The sequence below is a fragment of the Streptomyces sp. 8K308 genome (assembly GCF_004348315.1).
Classification (GTDB): domain Bacteria; phylum Actinomycetota; class Actinomycetes; order Streptomycetales; family Streptomycetaceae; genus Streptomyces.
On sequence record NZ_SMKC01000032.1, the window covers coordinates 1 to 17,187 of the forward strand.

The 17,187-nt window shown below is 73.9% G+C and carries 14 protein-coding genes; 13 read left to right on the top strand and 1 reads right to left on the bottom strand.

Going from position 1 to position 17,187, the window contains the following annotated elements:
• Positions 1-16 precede the first annotated feature (16 nt).
• Positions 17-565: a TerD family protein gene (locus E1265_RS07510; protein WP_132929445.1), complete on the bottom strand. Its 549-nt coding sequence runs from the start codon at positions 563-565 to the stop codon at positions 17-19.
• A 220-nt stretch (positions 566-785) separates the two neighbouring features.
• Between E1265_RS07510 and E1265_RS07515 the strand changes: the two genes are divergently transcribed.
• From E1265_RS07515 to E1265_RS40240, 13 genes are all read left to right on the top strand, one after another.
• Entirely contained in the window at positions 786-2,729 is a 1,944-nt protein-coding gene (locus tag E1265_RS07515; RefSeq protein ID WP_132929446.1) for a beta-L-arabinofuranosidase domain-containing protein, read from the top strand.
• Positions 2,730-2,811: 82 nt separating this feature from the next.
• Positions 2,812-4,530 (top strand): ABC transporter substrate-binding protein, encoded by a 1,719-nt coding sequence (locus E1265_RS07520; protein WP_132929447.1) that lies wholly within the window; start codon positions 2,812-2,814, stop codon positions 4,528-4,530.
• 1 nt (position 4,531) lies between these two features.
• Positions 4,532-5,485, top strand: coding sequence for an ABC transporter permease (locus E1265_RS07525; protein WP_132929448.1), 954 nt, complete (start codon positions 4,532-4,534; stop codon positions 5,483-5,485).
• Entirely contained in the window at positions 5,485-6,480 is a 996-nt protein-coding gene (locus E1265_RS07530) for an ABC transporter permease (protein WP_132929449.1), read from the top strand. Before E1265_RS07525 ends, E1265_RS07530 begins: the two co-directional genes overlap by 1 nt.
• Entirely contained in the window at positions 6,477-7,337 is an 861-nt protein-coding gene (locus E1265_RS07535) for an ABC transporter ATP-binding protein (protein WP_132929450.1), read from the top strand. Before E1265_RS07530 ends, E1265_RS07535 begins: the two co-directional genes overlap by 4 nt.
• Positions 7,334-8,197: an ATP-binding cassette domain-containing protein gene (locus E1265_RS07540; protein WP_132929451.1), complete on the top strand. Its 864-nt coding sequence runs from the start codon at positions 7,334-7,336 to the stop codon at positions 8,195-8,197. Before E1265_RS07535 ends, E1265_RS07540 begins: the two co-directional genes overlap by 4 nt.
• Positions 8,194-9,498 (top strand): alpha/beta fold hydrolase, encoded by a 1,305-nt coding sequence (locus E1265_RS07545; protein ID WP_132929452.1) that lies wholly within the window; start codon positions 8,194-8,196, stop codon positions 9,496-9,498. Before E1265_RS07540 ends, E1265_RS07545 begins: the two co-directional genes overlap by 4 nt.
• Positions 9,495-10,931: an aminopeptidase P family protein gene (locus E1265_RS07550; protein WP_132929453.1), complete on the top strand. Its 1,437-nt coding sequence runs from the start codon at positions 9,495-9,497 to the stop codon at positions 10,929-10,931. The genes E1265_RS07545 and E1265_RS07550 overlap by 4 nt, the downstream gene beginning before the upstream one ends.
• Positions 10,932-11,127: 196 nt before the next feature.
• On the top strand, positions 11,128-12,036 hold the full coding sequence (locus E1265_RS07555) for a dihydrodipicolinate synthase family protein (RefSeq protein ID WP_132929454.1): 909 nt from the start codon (positions 11,128-11,130) through the stop codon (positions 12,034-12,036).
• Positions 12,033-13,034, top strand: coding sequence for a proline racemase family protein (locus E1265_RS07560; protein ID WP_132929455.1), 1,002 nt, complete (start codon positions 12,033-12,035; stop codon positions 13,032-13,034). Before E1265_RS07555 ends, E1265_RS07560 begins: the two co-directional genes overlap by 4 nt.
• A 79-nt stretch (positions 13,035-13,113) precedes the next feature.
• Positions 13,114-13,785: a GntR family transcriptional regulator gene (locus E1265_RS07565; protein WP_132929456.1), complete on the top strand. Its 672-nt coding sequence runs from the start codon at positions 13,114-13,116 to the stop codon at positions 13,783-13,785.
• Entirely contained in the window at positions 13,782-14,939 is a 1,158-nt protein-coding gene (locus tag E1265_RS07570) for an FAD-binding oxidoreductase (RefSeq protein ID WP_132929457.1), read from the top strand. The genes E1265_RS07565 and E1265_RS07570 overlap by 4 nt, the downstream gene beginning before the upstream one ends.
• A 212-nt stretch (positions 14,940-15,151) precedes the next feature.
• On the top strand, positions 15,152-17,185 hold the full coding sequence (locus E1265_RS40240; RefSeq protein ID WP_279571411.1) for an FAD-dependent oxidoreductase: 2,034 nt from the start codon (positions 15,152-15,154) through the stop codon (positions 17,183-17,185).
• Positions 17,186-17,187: the final 2 nt, after the last annotated feature.

A 17,187-nucleotide genomic window follows, 5' to 3' on the forward strand; every position in this document is an offset into this window, starting at 1 on the left:
GGGTGAGGGACCGGACTCAGCCGGCCGCCGGCTCGCCGCCCATCAGCCGGGTGAAGGCGGTCGGGTCGGCGTCGAAGCCGCGCAGCCGCGAGTGGAACGACCAGGCGCCGAGCGCGTCCCTGGTGAACTCGGCGACGGTGGCGGCGGTGGAGCCCGCGACGGCCGCGAAGTCGCTCTCCGCCAGCGTCGTGTAGCCCTCGCGGGCCCGGTAGCCGGCGCCCGAGAGGCCGCCGAAGGTGATCCGGCCGCTTCGCTGCTGGATGGCCACGCCCACCACCACCCGGACGAACTCGGGCGCCAGCCGGTCCAGTTCCAGGACGATCACCTCGTCGTAGCCGAAGCCCTGGCCGGTGCGGCTGTCCCGGCTGAGGGTGATGGTGCCGTCGGGGGAGCGGCTGTCGAAGTGCACCAGATAGGCCGGCTCGCCGTGGGGGTCGTTCGCCCGGTAGGTCGCGCCGATGAGGTCGACGTCGAGCGCCGGGGCGCCCAGCGGGGCAGGATCCCACCTGACCGCCACCTCGACCTTGCGGATGCCCTTGCTGGCGCCGCCGCTCGTACCGCCCACGGAAACTCCCCTCCGAACCTTCAGTGACCTGGGGTCTCACGTCCACGCCGAACTGTGGGAACGCGCAGTCCGGTTGTCCATACTGTCACGCTCGGCCCCGCCGCCGCCCGTAACGCGGAAGTTTCCCGCACGACCCGGTGCAGAAATAGCCTGTGACAGTACAATGTCACCCGCTACATGCCGCCGAGGCGGCCCCTCCACTCCTTCAGACGGGAGCCCCATGCCCGTTTCCGCCCGTCCCAACCCGCCCGCTCCAGCGGTGCTCGCGACCACGCCCGCCGGCCGGCCGCTCGGCACCGGCGAGGCCGAGCTCACCGGCGGCCTCCTCGCCGCGTGGCAGCGCCGTAACGCCGAGGCCACGCTGCCGCACGCCGTCCGCGAGATCACCCGGGCCGGCAACCTCACCAACCTGAGCCGCGCGGCGGGCGAGGCGGCCGAGGACGAGCCCTACCACGGTCGTTACCCATTCCTCGACACTGACGTGTACAAGACGATCGAGGGCCTTGTCTACGAGTTGGCCAGGGGCACCGCCGACGCCGAGAGCGAGGCGTTCTACGCCGAGAGCGTCCGGCTGATCGAGCGCGCCCAGGCCGGGGACGGCTACCTCGGCAGCTACTTCCAGGGGCCGAACCCGGCCAAGACCCCCTGGTCCGACCTCGCCTGGGGGCACGAGCTGTACAACCTCGGCCACCTCATACAGGCCGCCGTCGCCGCCGCCCGCCAGCTCGACGACCACCGACTGCTGCGCGTCGCCCGCCGCTTCGCCGACCTCGTCGTCCGGCGCTATGGGGACGAGGGCGACCCCGGCTACTGCGGCCACCCCGAGGTCGAGATGGCCCTGGTCGAACTCCACCGGGAGACCGGCGAGCCCGCCTACCTGCGCCAGGCCCAGCTCTTCGTCGACCGCCGCGGCTCGGGCCGGCTGAAGCACACCATCTTCCCGCCCTCCTACTTCCAGGACGACCTCCCGCTGCGCGAACTGCCGTCCGCCACCGGCCATGCCGTCCGCATGACCTACCTGGCCACCGGCGCCACCGACCTCGCGATCGAGACCGGCGACGCCGCGCTGCTCGCCCATCTCCAGGAGCTGTGGGACGACATGGTGGCCACCAAGCTCCATCTCAGCGGCGGCCTGGGCAGCCGTCACTCGGACGAGGCCGTCGGCGACCGCTACGAACTCCCGCCCGAGCGCGCCTACGCGGAGACCTGCGCCGCCATCGGCACCATGCAGTGGGGCTGGCGACTCTTCCTCGCCACCGGCCGGGCCGACGTCCTCGACACCGTCGAGCATGTGCTGTTCAACGCCTACGCCGTCGGCACCTCGCTCGACGGGCGCGCCTACTTCTACGACAACCCGCTCCAGCGCCGCCCCGACCACGACCAGCGCAGCGGCGCCGAGTCCGGCGGCGAACTCCTGCGCCGCGCCTGGTTCGGCTGCCCCTGCTGCCCGCCCAACATCGTCCGCTGGAACGCGCAGCTCCAGGACCACCTCGCCACCGCCGACGCCGACACCCTCACCATCGGCCTCTTCGCCGCCGCCCGGCTGCGCGCCGAACCGCTCACCGTCACCGTGGCCACCGACTACCCGTGGGACGGCCGGGTGACCGTCGAGGTCGAGGCGGCCGCCGACCGGCCCGTCACCCTCGCCCTGCGGGTCCCCGGCTGGGCCCGCGGCGCCACCGCCACGATCGGCGAAGCGCCCGCCGTGCCGGTCGACCCCGGCTGGCTGCGGCTCACCCGCCCCTGGCAGCCGGGTGACCGCGTCGTCCTCGACCTGCCGACCCGGGTCCGGGCCGTCGCCTCCCACCCCCACCTCGACGCCACCCGCGGCACCCTCGCCCTGCTCCGCGGCCCCCTCGTCTACTGCCTCGAACAGCAGGACGCGGGCGCGCCCGTCGACGACATCCTGCTCGCCCCGGACGACCTCACGTCCATCCACGAGCGCGTCGGCGACCCGCACCTCGGCCCCGACGTCACCACCCTCGTCGCCGAGTTGGCCACCGCGCCGCCCGCCACCCCGGAGCTCTACCCCGAGCTCATCCCCGACACCGGGCCAGACCCCCGGCCCACCGTGGCGCCCCGCGCGCCCGTCCGCCTCGTCCCCTACTTCCTGTGGGGCAACCGCGAGCCCGGCGCCATGCGCGTCTGGCTGCGCCGGTTCTGACGACAACCAGAGCCCCAGACGACCCATCCCCCATCGCCGCCCTGGAACGCCCCGGCGCCAGCGGCCTGCGAAAGGAACCCGAGTGAAGAGAACCGTCCTCGCCACGGCCGCGGCCATCACCGCCGCCGTGCTCACCCTCGGCGCCTGTTCCAACGGCGGCCCCGGCGGCGGCGCCGACTCCGACGGCGACTCCGTCTCCTACACGGACACCCCGGAGCGCGGCGGAACGGTCTACGTGCTGCAGAACGCCGACTTCTCCTACCTGGACCCGGCCCGCGGCTTCGACGGCGGCGTCAACAACTTCTACCGCCTCGTCTACCGCACCCTGACCACCCCGGCCCCGGGCAACTCCGACGACCCCTCGGCCGTCGTCCCCGACCTCGCCACCGACCTTGGCACCCCCTCCGAGGACGGCCTCACCTGGACCTTCACCCTCAAGGAGGGTGTCCGCTTCCAGGACGGCACCCCCATCACCTCCGCCGACGTCAAGTTCGGCGTATCCCGCGCCTGGGACCCGGAGATCGGCATCGGCTCGCCCTACGCCCGGCAGGTCATCGACGCGCCCGAGGGCTACGAGGGCCCCTACCGGTCGGGCCCGCTGGACACCATCGAGACCCCCGACGAGCGCACCATCGTCTTCCACCTCAGGGAGCCGTTCCCCGAGTTCGGCTCGGTCGTCGCGCAGAACAGCTTCGTGCCGTTCCCCGAAGGCACCGGCGCCGGCGACGAGTTCATCAACGAGATCATCGCCTCCGGGCCCTACCGCCTCGACTCATACACCCCGGGCAGCTCGATCCGGCTGGTCCGCAACGAGGAGTGGGACCCCGAGACCGACGACGTGCGCGAGGCCTACCCCGACCGCTGGGAGTTCGTCATCGGCCTCGACGCGGCCACCATCGACGAGCGGCTGCTCGCCGGCCAGGGCTCCGACGTGAACGCCATCTCCCTCACCATCCAGCCCGCCACCCTGCCCCGCGTCCAGACACCCCAACTCCAGGACCGGCTGCAGCGGATGGAGGGCATCTGCCAGACCTACATGGGCCTCAACACCACCAGGGAACCGTTGAACGACGTCCGGGTCCGGCAGGCCATCAACTACGCCGTCGACCGCGCGGCCGTGCAGAACGCCAGCGGTGGCACCCAGTTCGCCGACATCTCCACCACCATCCTGCCCGAGACCGTCTCCGGCCACCGCGACTACGACCTCTACCCCAGCGAGGGACACCGGGGCGACCTGGACGCCGCCCGGGCCCTGCTGGAAGAGGCCGGCTACGGCGACGGCTTCCAGATGACCCTCGACATCCGCTCCCAGCCCAAGATGCGGGCCCAGGCCGAGGCCATCCAGCAGTCGCTCGAACCCCTCGGCATCGACATCGAGCTCAACGTCATCGACGTCTCCTCCTACTACCAGACCATCGGCACCCCGGAGCTCCAGCACGACGCCGCCATCACCGGCTGGTGCCCCGACTGGGCCTCCTCCGCGAGCACCTTCCTGCCGCCGCTCTTCGACGGCCGCGGCATCACCGAGATCGGCAACCCCAACCTCGCCCAGCTGAACGACGAGACCATCAACGCCCGGATCGACGAGATCCGCGCCATGACCGACCTGGAGGCCGCCAACGAGCAGTGGGGCCTGCTCGACGAGGAGATCATGGAACTCGCCCCGATCGTGCCGCTCGCGGTCGAGTCCGGGATCACCCTGCCCGGCGAGAACATCACCGGCATCTACCCCAACCCCGGCTCGGCCAGCGGCGGCATCGACTTCGTCCTCGTCGGCCTGCGGGACCCAGAGCGGGGCTGAGATGACCGTCCTCCCCACCGAGTTGGAGGTCGTGGAGCAGGGCGCGCCGCCGGCGAAGGCCGGCGGCGCCCCCGGCGCCCGCCCGCTGCGCGTGCTCACCCGCGACCCCGGAGCCCTGCTCGCCGGCGGCTACATCCTGCTGATCGTGCTGATGGCCCTGTTCGCGCCGCTGATCGTCAGGCTCAGCGGCTGGGGCCCCTACGACTTCGACCAGCAGGCCATCGACCCCGACCTCGCCGGCATGCCGCTGGGCGGCTGGGGCGGCGCCGGTGGCGACCACTGGTTCGGCGTCGAACCCGGCAGCGGCCGCGACATCTTCGCCCGCATCGTCTACGGCGCCCGCGTCTCCATGCTGATCGCGCTCTCCGCCACCGCGCTGACCACCCTGCTCGGCGTCGTCCTCGGCATGCTCGCCGGCTACCTCGGCGGCCGCGTCGACTGGGTGATCTCCCGTGTCATGGACTTCCTGATGGCCTTCCCCGCGCTGATCTTCATGATCGCCATTCTCTCGGCGCTCCCGGTCGGCAGCCGCTCGGTGACGCTGGTCGTCGTCATCTCGCTGTTCGGCTGGCCCTACCTGGCGCGCGTCGTGCGCGGGCAGACCATGTCGCTCGCCCAGCGCGAGTTCGTGGAGGCCGCCCGCGCCTCGGGCGCAGGCAGCGCCACCATCGTGTTCCGCGAGATCCTGCCCAACCTGCGCTCCACCATCATCGTGCTGACCACGCTGGCCATCCCCGGCTACATCGGCACCGAGGCCGGCCTGTCGTTCCTCGGCGTCGGCGTCGTGCCGCCCACCCCCTCCTGGGGCCAGATGATCGCCTCCTCCGTCAACTGGTACACCGTCGTGCCCACCTACTTCGCCATCCCCGGCGCCTTCCTCTTCCTCCTGGTGCTCTCCTTCACCGTCCTCGGCGACCGGCTGCGCGCCGTCCTCGACCCGGGAGGGCCGCGCTGATGGCCCGCTACCTGCTCGTGCGCCTCTCCGGCGTCCTGCTGATCCTGCTGCTCGTCTGCCTGTTCACCTTCAGCATCTTCTTCGTCCTCTCGCCCGACCCCGCCGTGCAGATCTGCGGCAAGAACTGCACGCCCGAGCTGATCGACCGCATCCGCACCAACCTCGGCCTCGACGAGCCGCTGTTCGCCCAGTTCACCAGCTTCGTCGGCGGCCTCTTCGCCGGCCGCACCTACGGCGTCGGCGAGAGCGCCGTGCACTGCGCCGCGCCCTGCTTCGGCTACTCGTTCCAGTCCAGCCAGCCCGTCTGGGAGATGATCAGCGACCGCCTCCCGGTCTCCGTCACCCTCGCCACCGGCGCCGCCGTGCTGTGGCTGCTCGCCGGCGTCGTCGGCGGCCTGATCGGCGCCCTCAAGCAGGGCACCTGGTGGGACCGGAGCGCCATGGTGGTGGCCCTGGCCGGGCTCTCCGTCCCCAACTACGTCTTCGCCCTCCTCCTCCAGTACGTGCTGGTGGTCGAGCTCGAATGGCTGCCCTTCCCACAGGCCGTCGCCTTCGGCGACGACCCGGCGCTCTGGTTCCAGAGCTACCTGATGCCCTGGATCGTGCTCGCCTTCGCCTACGCGTCCGTCTACGCCAGGCTCACCCGGGCCAACGTCATCGACACCCTCGCGGAGAACTTCGTGCGCACCGCCCGCGCCAAGGGCCTGCCAAGGCAACAGGTGATCCGCCGGCACGCGCTGCGGCCCGCGCTCACCCCGATCGCCACCATCTTCGGCATGGACTTCGCCGGGCTGCTCGGCGGCGCCCTCATCACCGAGACCGTCTTCGGCCTCAACGGCATCGGCAAGATGACCGCCGACGCCATCGGCCGCAACGACCAACCGGTGATCATGGGCGTCACCCTGCTGGCCGCCGCCTTCGTCGTCGTCGGCAACGTCGTCGTCGACCTCGTCTACACGGCACTCGACCCGAGGGTGAGGCTGACCGTCGCATGACCACGCCCCTGTTGGAGGTCCAGGACCTCACCATCGCCTTCCCCACCCCGGGCGGCGGCAGCACCGAGGTGGTCAGCGGCCTCGACTTCGCCCTGGAACCCGGCGGCTCGCTCGGCATCGTCGGCGAGTCGGGCTCCGGCAAGTCCATGACCAGCCTGGCCGTCATGGGCCTGCTGCCGACCAACGCCCGGCTCACCGGCCACATCAGGCTGGCCGGCGAGGAGATCGCGGGACTGCCGGACCGCCGCATGCGGCGGATCCGCGGCGACCGGATCGCGATGGTCTTCCAGGACCCGCTCTCCTCGCTCAACCCCTACTACACCGTCGGCTTCCAGATCGAGGAGGCCTACCGCGCCCACCGCCCCAAGGTGACCCGCCGCGAGGCGCGCCGGGTCGCCGTCGAGGCCATGGATCGCGTGCGGATCCCCGAGGCGGCCCGCCGCGCCGGCCACTACCCGCACCAGTTCTCCGGCGGCATGCGACAGCGCGTCATGATCGCCATCGCGCTCTCCACGGAACCCGACCTGCTGATCGCCGACGAGCCCACCACCGCGCTCGACGTCACCGTCCAGGCACAGATCCTCGCGCTGCTCAAGGAGATCCAGCGGGACACCGGGACCGGGCTCGTGCTCATCACCCACGACCTGGCCGTGGTCAGCGAGATGGTCGACGACGTGGTCGTGATGCGCGCCGGACGCTGCGTCGAACACGCCCCGGTCGCCCGGCTGTTCTCCGACCCCCGGCACCCCTACACCCGCGCCCTGCTGGACGCCGTGCCCCGGCTCGACGACGAGGTCGGCGAGCTGCGCACCGTCGAGACGGCGGCGCCCGACACCCCGCGGGAAGGCGAACGATGACCGGCACCGCACCCCTGCTCACCGCCCGCGGCCTGGTCCGCGAATTCACCCTGCGCGGCGGCGCCCCCTTCGCCCGGCGGCCCGTGTTGCGCGCCGTCGACGGCGTCGACCTCGACCTGCGCCCGGGCGAGACCCTGGCGCTGGTCGGCGAGTCGGGCTCCGGCAAGTCCACCACCGCCCGGCTCGTCGCCCGGCTCCTCGACACCACGGCCGGCACCGTCGAGTTCGAGGGCGAGGACGTCACCCGCCGCACCGGCGCGGCCCTGCACCACTTCCGCTCCGGAGTCCAGGTGGTCTTCCAGGACCCCTACTCCTCCCTCAACCCCCGGCACACCGTCGAACGCATCGTGACCGCGCCCCTCACCTACCAGGGCCGCGAAGTCCCCGGCGGCGCCCGCGCGTTCACCCGGGCCCTGATGGAACGCGTCGGCCTCGACCCCGACCACTCCACCCGCTACCCGGCCCAGTTCTCCGGCGGGCAGGCCCAACGCATCGGCATCGCCCGCGCGTTGGCCGCCCGGCCGAAGGTGGTGATCTGCGACGAGGCCGTCTCCGCGCTCGACGTGTCCGTGCAGGCCCAGGTGATCAACCTGCTGCGCCGACTGCAACGTGAGGAGGGGCTCAGCTACCTGTTCATCGCCCACGACCTCGCCGTGGTCCGCCAACTCGCCGACCGCGTCGCCGTGATGCACCAGGGCCGGGTCGTCGAGAGCGGCGACCGCGACGCCGTCTTCGGCGCGCCCCAGCACGAGTACACCCGCACCCTGCTGGCCGCCGTGCCCCGGATACGCGCCGAGTGGGAGGCCGCCCGCCGGGCCCGCGCACGCGAACGAGGCGACAGCGGAGGAGACAGCGCATGACGGCCGCCCCTGACCCCGACCCCGGCTACCCGCTGCGCGGCCTGTGGATCCGCGAGCACCGCGTCACCGCCCCGCTCGACTGGGCGGCCCCCGACGAGCGCGTCGTCGAGGTCTTCGCCCGCGAGGCCGTCGACCCCGAGCGGCGCGCCGAGGACCTGCCGCTGCTCCTGTACCTCCAGGGCGGCCCCGGCGGGCGCTCGCCCCGCCCCCTCGACCGGTCAGGATGGCTCGGCGAGGCGCTCGACCACTACCGGGTGGTGCTGCTCGACCAGCGCGGCACCGGCCGCTCGAGCCCGATCGACGGCACCGTCATGGCGGCACTCGGCTCGGGCGAGGCCGGCGCCGAACTCCTCGCCCACCACCGGGCCGACTCGATCGTCGCGGACGCCGAACACCTGCGGCGCACGATCTACGGCGGCCGGCGCTGGGCCACCCTCGGCCAGAGCTACGGCGGCTTCCTCACCCTCACCTATCTCTCCCGCGCCCCCGAGGCGTTGACCGCCTGCTACGTCACCGGCGGGCTGCCCGGGCTGCCGCCCGACGCGGCCGAGGTCTACCGCCGCACCTATCCCAGGGTGGCCGGCAAGAACCGCGAGTTCTACCGGCGTTACCCGGGCGACGCGGACATCGCGGCGGCCGTCGCCGACCTGCTCGCCGAGCGCGACGTCCGGCTGCCGGACGGCGACCGGCTCACCGTCCACCGCTTCCAGTCGCTCGGCCTCGACCTCGGCATGAAGCCCGGCATGGAACGGCTGCACTGGCTGCTCGAGGACGCCTTCGCCGCGCCGGGCCGGCTCTCCGACACCTTCCTCGAACAGGTCATGACGCGGACGTCGAGCGCCGCCAACCCGCTGTTCTGGACCCTCCAGGAGTCCATCTACGGCCACGGCGCGAACAGCCCCACCGGCTGGGCAGCCCAGCGCGAGCGCGCCGACCACCCCGAGTTCGCCCCGGACGCCAGGCCGCTGTTCTTCACCGGGGAGATGGCCTACCCCTGGATGACCACCGAGATCAGGGCGCTGCGCCCGTTCCACGCCGCCTGCGAGGCGCTGGCCGCCCGCACCGACTGGCCGCCGCTCTACGACCTGGACCGACTCGCCGCCAACGAGGTGCCGCTGGCCGCCGCCGTCTACCACGACGACATGTACGTGGACGCGGGCCTCTCCCTGGCCACCGCGGCCCGGGTCGGCAACACCCAGGTCCTGATCACCAACGAACACGAGCACGACGGGCTCGCCTCGGGCCGGGTCCTCTCCCGGCTGCGCGAGCTGATCCGCGACCGAGGAGGAGAACGGCGATGACGGAACCGACCACGATCCGCCCCCCCTACGCCGGCACCCGGCCGCCACGCCTCGCCGAGGTGCCCGCCTTCACCGCCGCCGTCGGCACCGGCTGGGCCGAGGCCGACGTCCCCGTGCCGCTGCCGGCCGGCGCCGCCGAGGCCGCCGCCGTGCACCGCGCCCGCCTCGTCGAACGCCGCGGCCCCGGCACCGTGGTCGCGGGCGCCGGCCGCGCCCCGGTCCGCAGCAACGACACCGACTACGACTTCCGCGCCGACAGCGACTTCGTCTGGCTGACCGGCTGCGCCGTCGAGGACGCCGTGCTGGTCCTCACCGCGGGCGGCGACCCAGGTGACCACGCCGCCACCCTCTACCTGCCGCCGCCGGCCAGGCCGGGCGAGCCCGGATTCTTCTCCGACGCCGCCCACGGCGAGCTGTGGGTGGGCCCCGCCCCCGGAGTCGCCGACTGGGCCCTGGCGCTCGGCATCGACGTCCGCCCGCTGGCCGACCTCGACGCCGCACTCGGCCGGCTGCCCGGGGCCGGCGCCACCCCGGGCACCGAACCCGAACTCGTCCGCCGACACGGCCTCAAGAGCGATCCCGAACTCGCCGCCGCGCTCTCCGACCTGCGCATGATCAAGGACGCCTGGGAGGTCGAACAGCTGCGGCAGGCCGTCGACCACACCGTGACCGGCTTCGCCGCCGTCGTCCGTGAGATCCCCACCGCCGTCGCCGCCGGCGGCGAGCGGTGGCTCCAGGGCACCTTCGACCGGCACGCCCGCACCGTCGGCAACGGCCCCGGCTACGCCAGCATCGTGGGCTCCGGCCCGCACGCCGCCACCCTGCACTGGGTGCGCTGCGACGGCCCCGTGCTGCCCGACCAGCCGCTGCTGCTCGACATGGGCGTGGAGACCAGGTCGCTCTACACCGCCGACGTCACCAGGACCGTGCCGCCCGACGGCCGGTTCACCGAGACGCAGCGGCGGGTGCACGACCTGGTCGAGGCCGCGCACCTGGCGGGGCTCGCCCAGGTCGCCCCGGGACGCGCCTACACCGACTTCCACTTCGCCGCCATGGAGGTCATCGCCCGGGGCCTGCACGACTGGGGGCTGCTGCCGGTCTCCGTCGACGAGGCCCTGTCACCCGCCGGGCAGCAACACCGCCGCTACCTGGTCTGTGGCATCGGCCACCACCTCGGTCTCGACGTGCACGACTGCGCCCGCTCGGACTACGCGTCCTACCAGGGCGCGCGGTTGGCGCCCGGCATGGTGCTCACCGTGGAGCCCGGCCTCTACTTCCACGCCCACGACCTGACGCTGCCGCCCGAACTGCGCGGCATCGGCGTCCGGTTGGAGGACGACCTGCTGGTGACCGGGGCCGGCGCCGAGGTCCTGTCCGACGCGCTGCCGATCTCGGCCGGCGGCGTGGAGGAGTGGGTGCGGGGCCTGCTGTGAACGACGCGCGGGCGGCTGCCGGGCTGCGGATGCCCACCTCCCGTACGCCTCGCCGCTCGGGCGGAGAGGCGAACGAGGCGACGCTGTGACCCCGTCGGGGGCCCAACCGCCCGCTCCTCGAATCACTTTTGACATGTGACATTGTACTGAGCCACCCTGATGGGGAAGGCTCCCCGACCCGACAGGAGACCACCCCGTGCCCACCACCCCGCGCGAGGCATGGCGCGGCGTCCACGTCGCCGCCGCCCTTCCGTTCACCGCGGCCGGCGACGTGGACCACGACGCCTACGCCGACCACATCGCCTTCCTCGCGGCAGGCGGCTGCGACGGCGTCTGCCCCAACGGCTCGCTCGGCGAGTACCAGACGCTCACCGACTCCGAGCGCGCCGCCGTCGTGGCCACCGCCGTCGCCGCCGCCCCCGAGGGCTTCGGCGTGATGCCGGGCGTCAGCGCCTACGGCGCCCTGGAGTCGGCGCGCTGGGCCGAGGCCGCCGCCGCCGCCGGCGCCACCTCCGTGCTGCTGCTGCCCCCCAACTCCTACCGCGCCGACGAGGACACCGTCGTCCACCACTTCCGCGAGGTCGCCGCGGTCGGCCTGCCCGTCGTCGCCTACAACAACCCGATCGACACCAAGGTTGACCTCACGCCACGGCTGCTCGCCCGGCTCCACGAGGAGAGACTCATCGTCGCCGTCAAGGAGTTCAGCGGCGACGTGCGGCGCGCCTACGAGCTGCGCGAGCTCGCCCCCGAGCTCGACCTGGTGATCGGCTCCGACGACGTCGTCCTCGAACTCGGCCTCGCCGGCGCCGTCGGCTGGATCGCCGGCGTCACCAACGCCCTGCCCGCCAGCACCGTCGAGCTCTACCGCCTGGCCACCTCGGGCGACCCCGCCGACCTGGCTAAGGCACTTCCCCTCTACCGGGCCCTGCACCCGCTGCTGCGCTGGGACTCCAAGACCGAGTTCGTGCAGGCCATCAAGGTCGCCATGGACGCGGCAGGCCGCAAGGGCGGCGCCTGCCGGCCGCCGAGGAGCCCGCTGCCCGCCGCCGACGTGGCCGCCATCACCAGCCTGACCGAGACCCTGCTCGCCCAGGGGCACCGGTGAGGAGCAGCCGCGTCCTGCACGCCGTCGACTCGCACACCGAGGGCATGCCCACCCGCGTCATCACCGGCGGCGTGGGCGTGCTCCCCGGCGCCACCATGGCCGAGCGGCGCACCTGGTTCATCGAACACCGCGACGAGCTGCGCACCTTCCTGATGTACGAGCCGCGCGGCCACGCCGCGATGAGCGGCGCCATACTGCAACCGCCCACCCGACCCGACGCGGACATGGGCGTGCTCTTCATCGAGGTCAGCGGGGTGCTGCCGATGTGCGGGCACGGCACCATCGGGGTGGCCACCGTGCTGGTCGAGACCGGCATGGTGCCGGTGACCGAGCCAATCACCACCGTCCGCCTCGACACCCCCGCCGGCCTCGTCGTCGCCGAGGTCGCGGTGGCGGACGGCGTCGCCACCGCGGTCACCATCCGCAACGTGCCCTCCTTCGCCGTCGCCCTCGACCGGGTCGTCGACGTGCCGGGCCTCGGCCCGGTCCGCCACGACCTGGCCTTCGGCGGCAACTTCTACGCCATCGTCCGCCTCGACGACCTCGGCATCCCCTTCGAACGGGCCGCCGGCGGCCGCATGATCGACACCGCGCTCGCCCTGATGGCCGCCATCAACGCCGAGGCCCCGCCGAGCCACCCCGAGCGCCCCGACATCGTCGGCTGCCACCACGTCTACCTGGAGGCGCCGGGCTCCACCGCCCGGCACTCCCGGCACGCCATGGCCATCCACCCCGGCTGGTTCGACCGCTCACCCTGCGGCACCGGCACCAGCGCCCGGATGGCCCAGCTGCACGCCCGCGGCGAGCTGCCGCTCGACACCGACTTCGTCAACGAGTCCTTCATCGGCACCAGGTTCACCGGCCGGCTCGTGGCAGCCACCACCGTCGCCGGCCGGCCGGCCGTGGTGCCCACCATCACCGGCCGCGCCTGGATAACCGGCACCGCACAGTACCTTCTGGACCCGACCGATCCGTTCCCCGCGGGGTTCCTCATGTAAGAACGGCAGTACGCGATTTCGCGACCTCGCCCCGCGGGCGAGCGGCACAACCGATCACGGTCCGACGAGGAGACGAGACATGGAGACGGCGCCCATCGCCGGCCTGCAACCACTGAACAAGCGCGAGCGGCTGCGCGAGATGGTGGCCGACGCGTTGCGTGCCGCCGTCATCTCCGGAGAAATGAAGCCGGGCGCGGTCTACTCAGCGCCGACGCTCGGCACCATGTTCGGCATCTCCGCGACCCCGGTGCGTGAGGCCATGCTCGACCTGGTCCGCGAGGGCATGGTGGAGGCCCTGCCCAACAAGGGCTACCGGGTCCGCGTGGTGCCGGACGAGGAGCTTGACGAGGTCACCCACGTGCGGCTCCTCCTCGAACCACCCACCGTACGGGACGTGGTGCCGGCCATCCCCGCGGCCGACTTCCCGCGGCTGCGCGAACTCGCCCAGGCCATCGTGGACGCCGTCAGGGACGGCGACCTGGTCGCCTACATCAACGCCGACCGCGACTTCCACCTGGCGCTGCTCGCCTACGCCGGCAACACCCAACTGTCCACCATCGTCTCCGAACTACGCTCCCGCACCCGCCTGCTCGGCCTCACCCCGCTGCTCGAGTCCGGCCGCCTCGAGGAGTCGGCGCTCGAACACCACCAGCTGCTCGACCTGATCGAGGCGGGCGACGCGGCGGGCGCGCAGGCCCTGATGGAACGGCACATCGGCCACGTCAGAGGAAAGTGGGCCCGCGGCACGTGACATCCTCCGCTTCGTCGTATGACGTCATCGTCGTGGGCGCGGGCGCGGTGGGCGCCGCCACCGCCTACTTCGCCGCGCGTGCCGGGCTGCGCGTGCTGGTCGTCGACCGCGGCCCCGCCGGCGGCGGCACGTCGAGCGCCGGCGAGGGCAACGTGCTGGTCTCCGACAAGGACACCGGACCCGAGCTCGACCTCGCCCGCCACTCCCAGTGGGTCTGGCGCGAGGAGCTCGCCGAACACGGCCACCACTGGGAGTTCGAGTCCAAGGGCGGCCTGGTGGTGGCCGCCACCGACACCTCGCTGACCGCGTTGCGCGCCCTGGCCCACCGCCAACGGGCCGCCGGGATCCGCGTCGACGAGGTGCCGGCCGGCGAACTCGGTACCGTGGAGCCGTTGTTGCGTCCCGACCTGGCCGGCGGGGCGTACTACCCGGAGGACGCCCAGGTCCAGCCCGTACTGCTGGTCGCCCACCTGCTGCGGCTCGCCCGCGCCGCGGGAGCCCGGGTGCTGACGGGCGCCCCGGTCACCGCGATCCGCGGCGCCCGGGGCCGCGTGGTCGGCGTCACCACCCCGGCCGGGCGGGTGGACGCGCCCGCCGTGGTCAACGCGGCCGGCACCTTGGCCGGCGAGGTCGCGGCGCTCGCCGGAGTCCGCCTCCCGGTGCTGCCGCGCCGCGGCTTCGTGCTGGTCACCGAGCCGCTGCCGCTCGTCATCCGGCACAAGGTCTACGCGGCCGAGTACGTGGGGGACGTGGGCAGTTCCGACGCGGCGCTCCAGTCCTCGCCGGTCGTCGAGGGCACCCCGGCCGGCACGGTGCTGATCGGCTCCACCCGGGAGCGGGTCGGCTTCGACCGCCGCCCCTCGCGCCAGGCGCTCGCGCTGCTCGCGCGTGGCGCGGTCGGCCTCTTCCCGGCCCTCGCCGGCGTCCGCGCACTGCGTGCCTACCACGGCTTCCGGCCCTACTGCCCCGACCACTTGCCGGTCATCGGCCCCGATCCGCGACTCCCGGGACTCTGGCACGCCTGCGGCCACGAGGGCGCCGGCATCGGCCTCTCCGCCGGCACGGGCCACCTGCTCGCCCAGGCCCTGACCGGGGCCGAACCCACCCTCGACCTGGCGCCCTTCGCGCCCGAACGCTGGGAGCCCGCCGCGTGAGGATCTTCTTCGAAGGCCGTGAACTGCCGGCCCACTCAGGCCAGTCCGTCGCCGCGGCCCTCATCGCCGCCGGCATCCCCGCCTGGCGCACCACCCGCCAGGCGGGCCGCCCGCGCGGCCTCTTCTGCGGGATCGGCTCCTGCCACGACTGCCTCGCCACTATTGACGACGCCCCACCCCAACGCACCTGCGTGGTCCCTGTGCGGGACGGCATGCGGGTTTCGCCAACCTCCGTCACACATCCGCCGGGGCCTCCGGCCCGGGCGGCGGACAGCGCGACTGCTCCCGCGGTCAGTGCGACCCGGGCAGCCCCGCCCACGGGCGCTGACGCGCCGGCCGCGCCCGGCGCCGAGGGCGCGGCCGCGTCCGCGGCGGACACGGGCATCTGTTCCGCACCGCCGGCACCGACGCCTGCCGGCGCTGCCGGGCCGGGGAGACACTCGGCCGACGCGAAGGGCGCGGCGCCGCCAGAAGGCCGCCGTCCGGCCCAAGCGCCGCAGGCGTCGGCGTCGCCGGAAGTGGGTTCTGTGGGTGGCGGCGCCGCTGCCGAACGGCCGGTGCCCGGCGTTGGTTCCGTGCCTGGGGCGGTGGCGCGGGCTTCTGCTGAGGCGCCGCAGGCGTCGGCGTCGGCGGGAGCCGCCGAACGACCGGTGCCCGGTGTTCGCCCCGTGTCCGGAACGGCGCCGGGAGTTTCCGCGGAGGCGCCGCAGGCGTCGGCCGCGGGGCGGCTCGGGCGGCCGGCGGTCGGCGCGCGAGCCGTAGGCGCGGCGCCGGGCGGCCGCCGCTCGGTCGCTCAAGCGCCCGATGCTTTCGCGCCGCAGGCATCACCGCTTGTCGACGTCGCCGTCGTCGGGGCCGGGCCGGCGGGGCTGGCGGCGGCGGTGACGGCCGCGGAGCGTGGGGTGTCGGTGCTGTTGCTGGACGCGGGGGAGCGGCCAGGCGGGCAGTACTGGCGGCACGTGGCGGACGCCGACGTCCACGGCCGGTTCGCCGGCTGGTGGCGGCGGTTGCGTGCGCTGGAGGCCGCCGGGCGGATCGACTACCGGCCCGGGCAGCAGGTGTGGCTGGTCACCAGGGAGGACGACGACCGCCTCCGGCTCGAGGCCACGCCCGTGCACGACGGCGTCCAGCCGCCGCCGGGGCCCTTCGAGGCCAGGTCCCTCGTGCTGTGCCCCGGCGGGGCCGACCGGCAACTACCGGTCCCCGGCTGGACGTTGCCCGGGGTGGTGGCCGCCGGAGGCGCCCAGGCGCTGCTCAAGGGACACCGCACGGTCGCCGGCCGGCGGGTGCTCGTCGCCGGCACCGGCCCCTTCCTGCTGCCGGTGGCCACCGGCCTGGCGCGCGCCGGCGCCCGCGTCGTCGGCGTCTGGGAGGCCAACTCGCCGCTCCGCTGGGCCCGGCACGCCCGCGCCGTGCTCCCCGTTCCCGGCAAGCTCGCCGAGGCCGCCGGCTACGCCGCCGCCCTCGCCAGGCACCGCGTCCCCTACCGCCCCCGCACCGCCGTCGCGGAGATCCTCGGCACGGACCGGGTGCGCGCCGTCCGGCGCGCCGTCGTGGGCCGCGACGGCGTGCCGCGCGCCGTCCCAGGTGAGGTCGAGGTCGACCTGGTCGCCCTCGGCTGGGGCTTCACCCCGGCCCTCGAACTCCCGCTGCAACTCGGTGTCGCCACCCGCGTCGACGTCGACGGCTCGCTCGTGGTGGCCGTCGACGATGGCCAGCGCACTGACGTGCCGGGGGTCCTGGTCGCCGGCGAGGCCACCGGCGTCGGCGGCGCCGCCCTCAGCCTCGCCGAGGGCCGGCTCGCCGGGCTCGTCCTGGCCGGCGCCGGCCAGGACGAGCCCGGCGTCCGCCGGTTGCGCGCCACCGTTCGCGCGCACCGCGCGTTCGCCGTCGCGATGCACCGCGCCCACCCCGTCCCCGCCGGCTGGCATCGCTGGCTCACGGACGACACGCTGCTGTGCCGCTGCGAGGAGGTGCCGCACGCGGCGGTGCGCGCCGCGCACGCCGAGCTCGGCGCGACGGACGCCAGGACCGTCAAGATGCTGACGCGCGTCGGCATGGGCTGGTGCCAGGGCCGGGTCTGCGGTTTCGCCACGGCCTGCCTGACCGCCGCCCTCGACGGCCGGCCGCCCGGCGAGGGCGACCTGCGCGCGACCGCCGCCCGCCCGCTGGCCGTCCCCGTCCCGCTCGCCGAACTCGCCCGAGTCCAAGAACCCGCCGAGGACCCCGACGGCCAGGCAAGTTGACG

Excerpts from the sequence above, each read along its gene's own strand:
- E1265_RS07535 (WP_132929450.1), top strand. The coding sequence starts at position 6,477 with ATGACCACGCCCCTGTTGGAGGTCCAGGACCTCACCATCGCCTTCCCC.
- E1265_RS07550 (WP_132929453.1), top strand. The coding sequence starts at position 9,495 with ATGACGGAACCGACCACGATCCGCCCCCCCTACGCCGGCACCCGGCCG.
- E1265_RS40240 (WP_279571411.1), top strand. The coding sequence starts at position 15,152 with ATGCGGGTTTCGCCAACCTCCGTCACACATCCGCCGGGGCCTCCGGCC.
- E1265_RS07545 (WP_132929452.1), top strand. The coding sequence starts at position 8,194 with ATGACGGCCGCCCCTGACCCCGACCCCGGCTACCCGCTGCGCGGCCTG.
- E1265_RS07565 (WP_132929456.1), top strand. The coding sequence starts at position 13,114 with ATGGAGACGGCGCCCATCGCCGGCCTGCAACCACTGAACAAGCGCGAG.
- E1265_RS07515 (WP_132929446.1), top strand. The coding sequence starts at position 786 with ATGCCCGTTTCCGCCCGTCCCAACCCGCCCGCTCCAGCGGTGCTCGCG.
- E1265_RS07540 (WP_132929451.1), top strand. The coding sequence starts at position 7,334 with ATGACCGGCACCGCACCCCTGCTCACCGCCCGCGGCCTGGTCCGCGAA.
- E1265_RS07530 (WP_132929449.1), top strand. The coding sequence starts at position 5,485 with ATGGCCCGCTACCTGCTCGTGCGCCTCTCCGGCGTCCTGCTGATCCTG.
- E1265_RS07525 (WP_132929448.1), top strand. The coding sequence starts at position 4,532 with ATGACCGTCCTCCCCACCGAGTTGGAGGTCGTGGAGCAGGGCGCGCCG.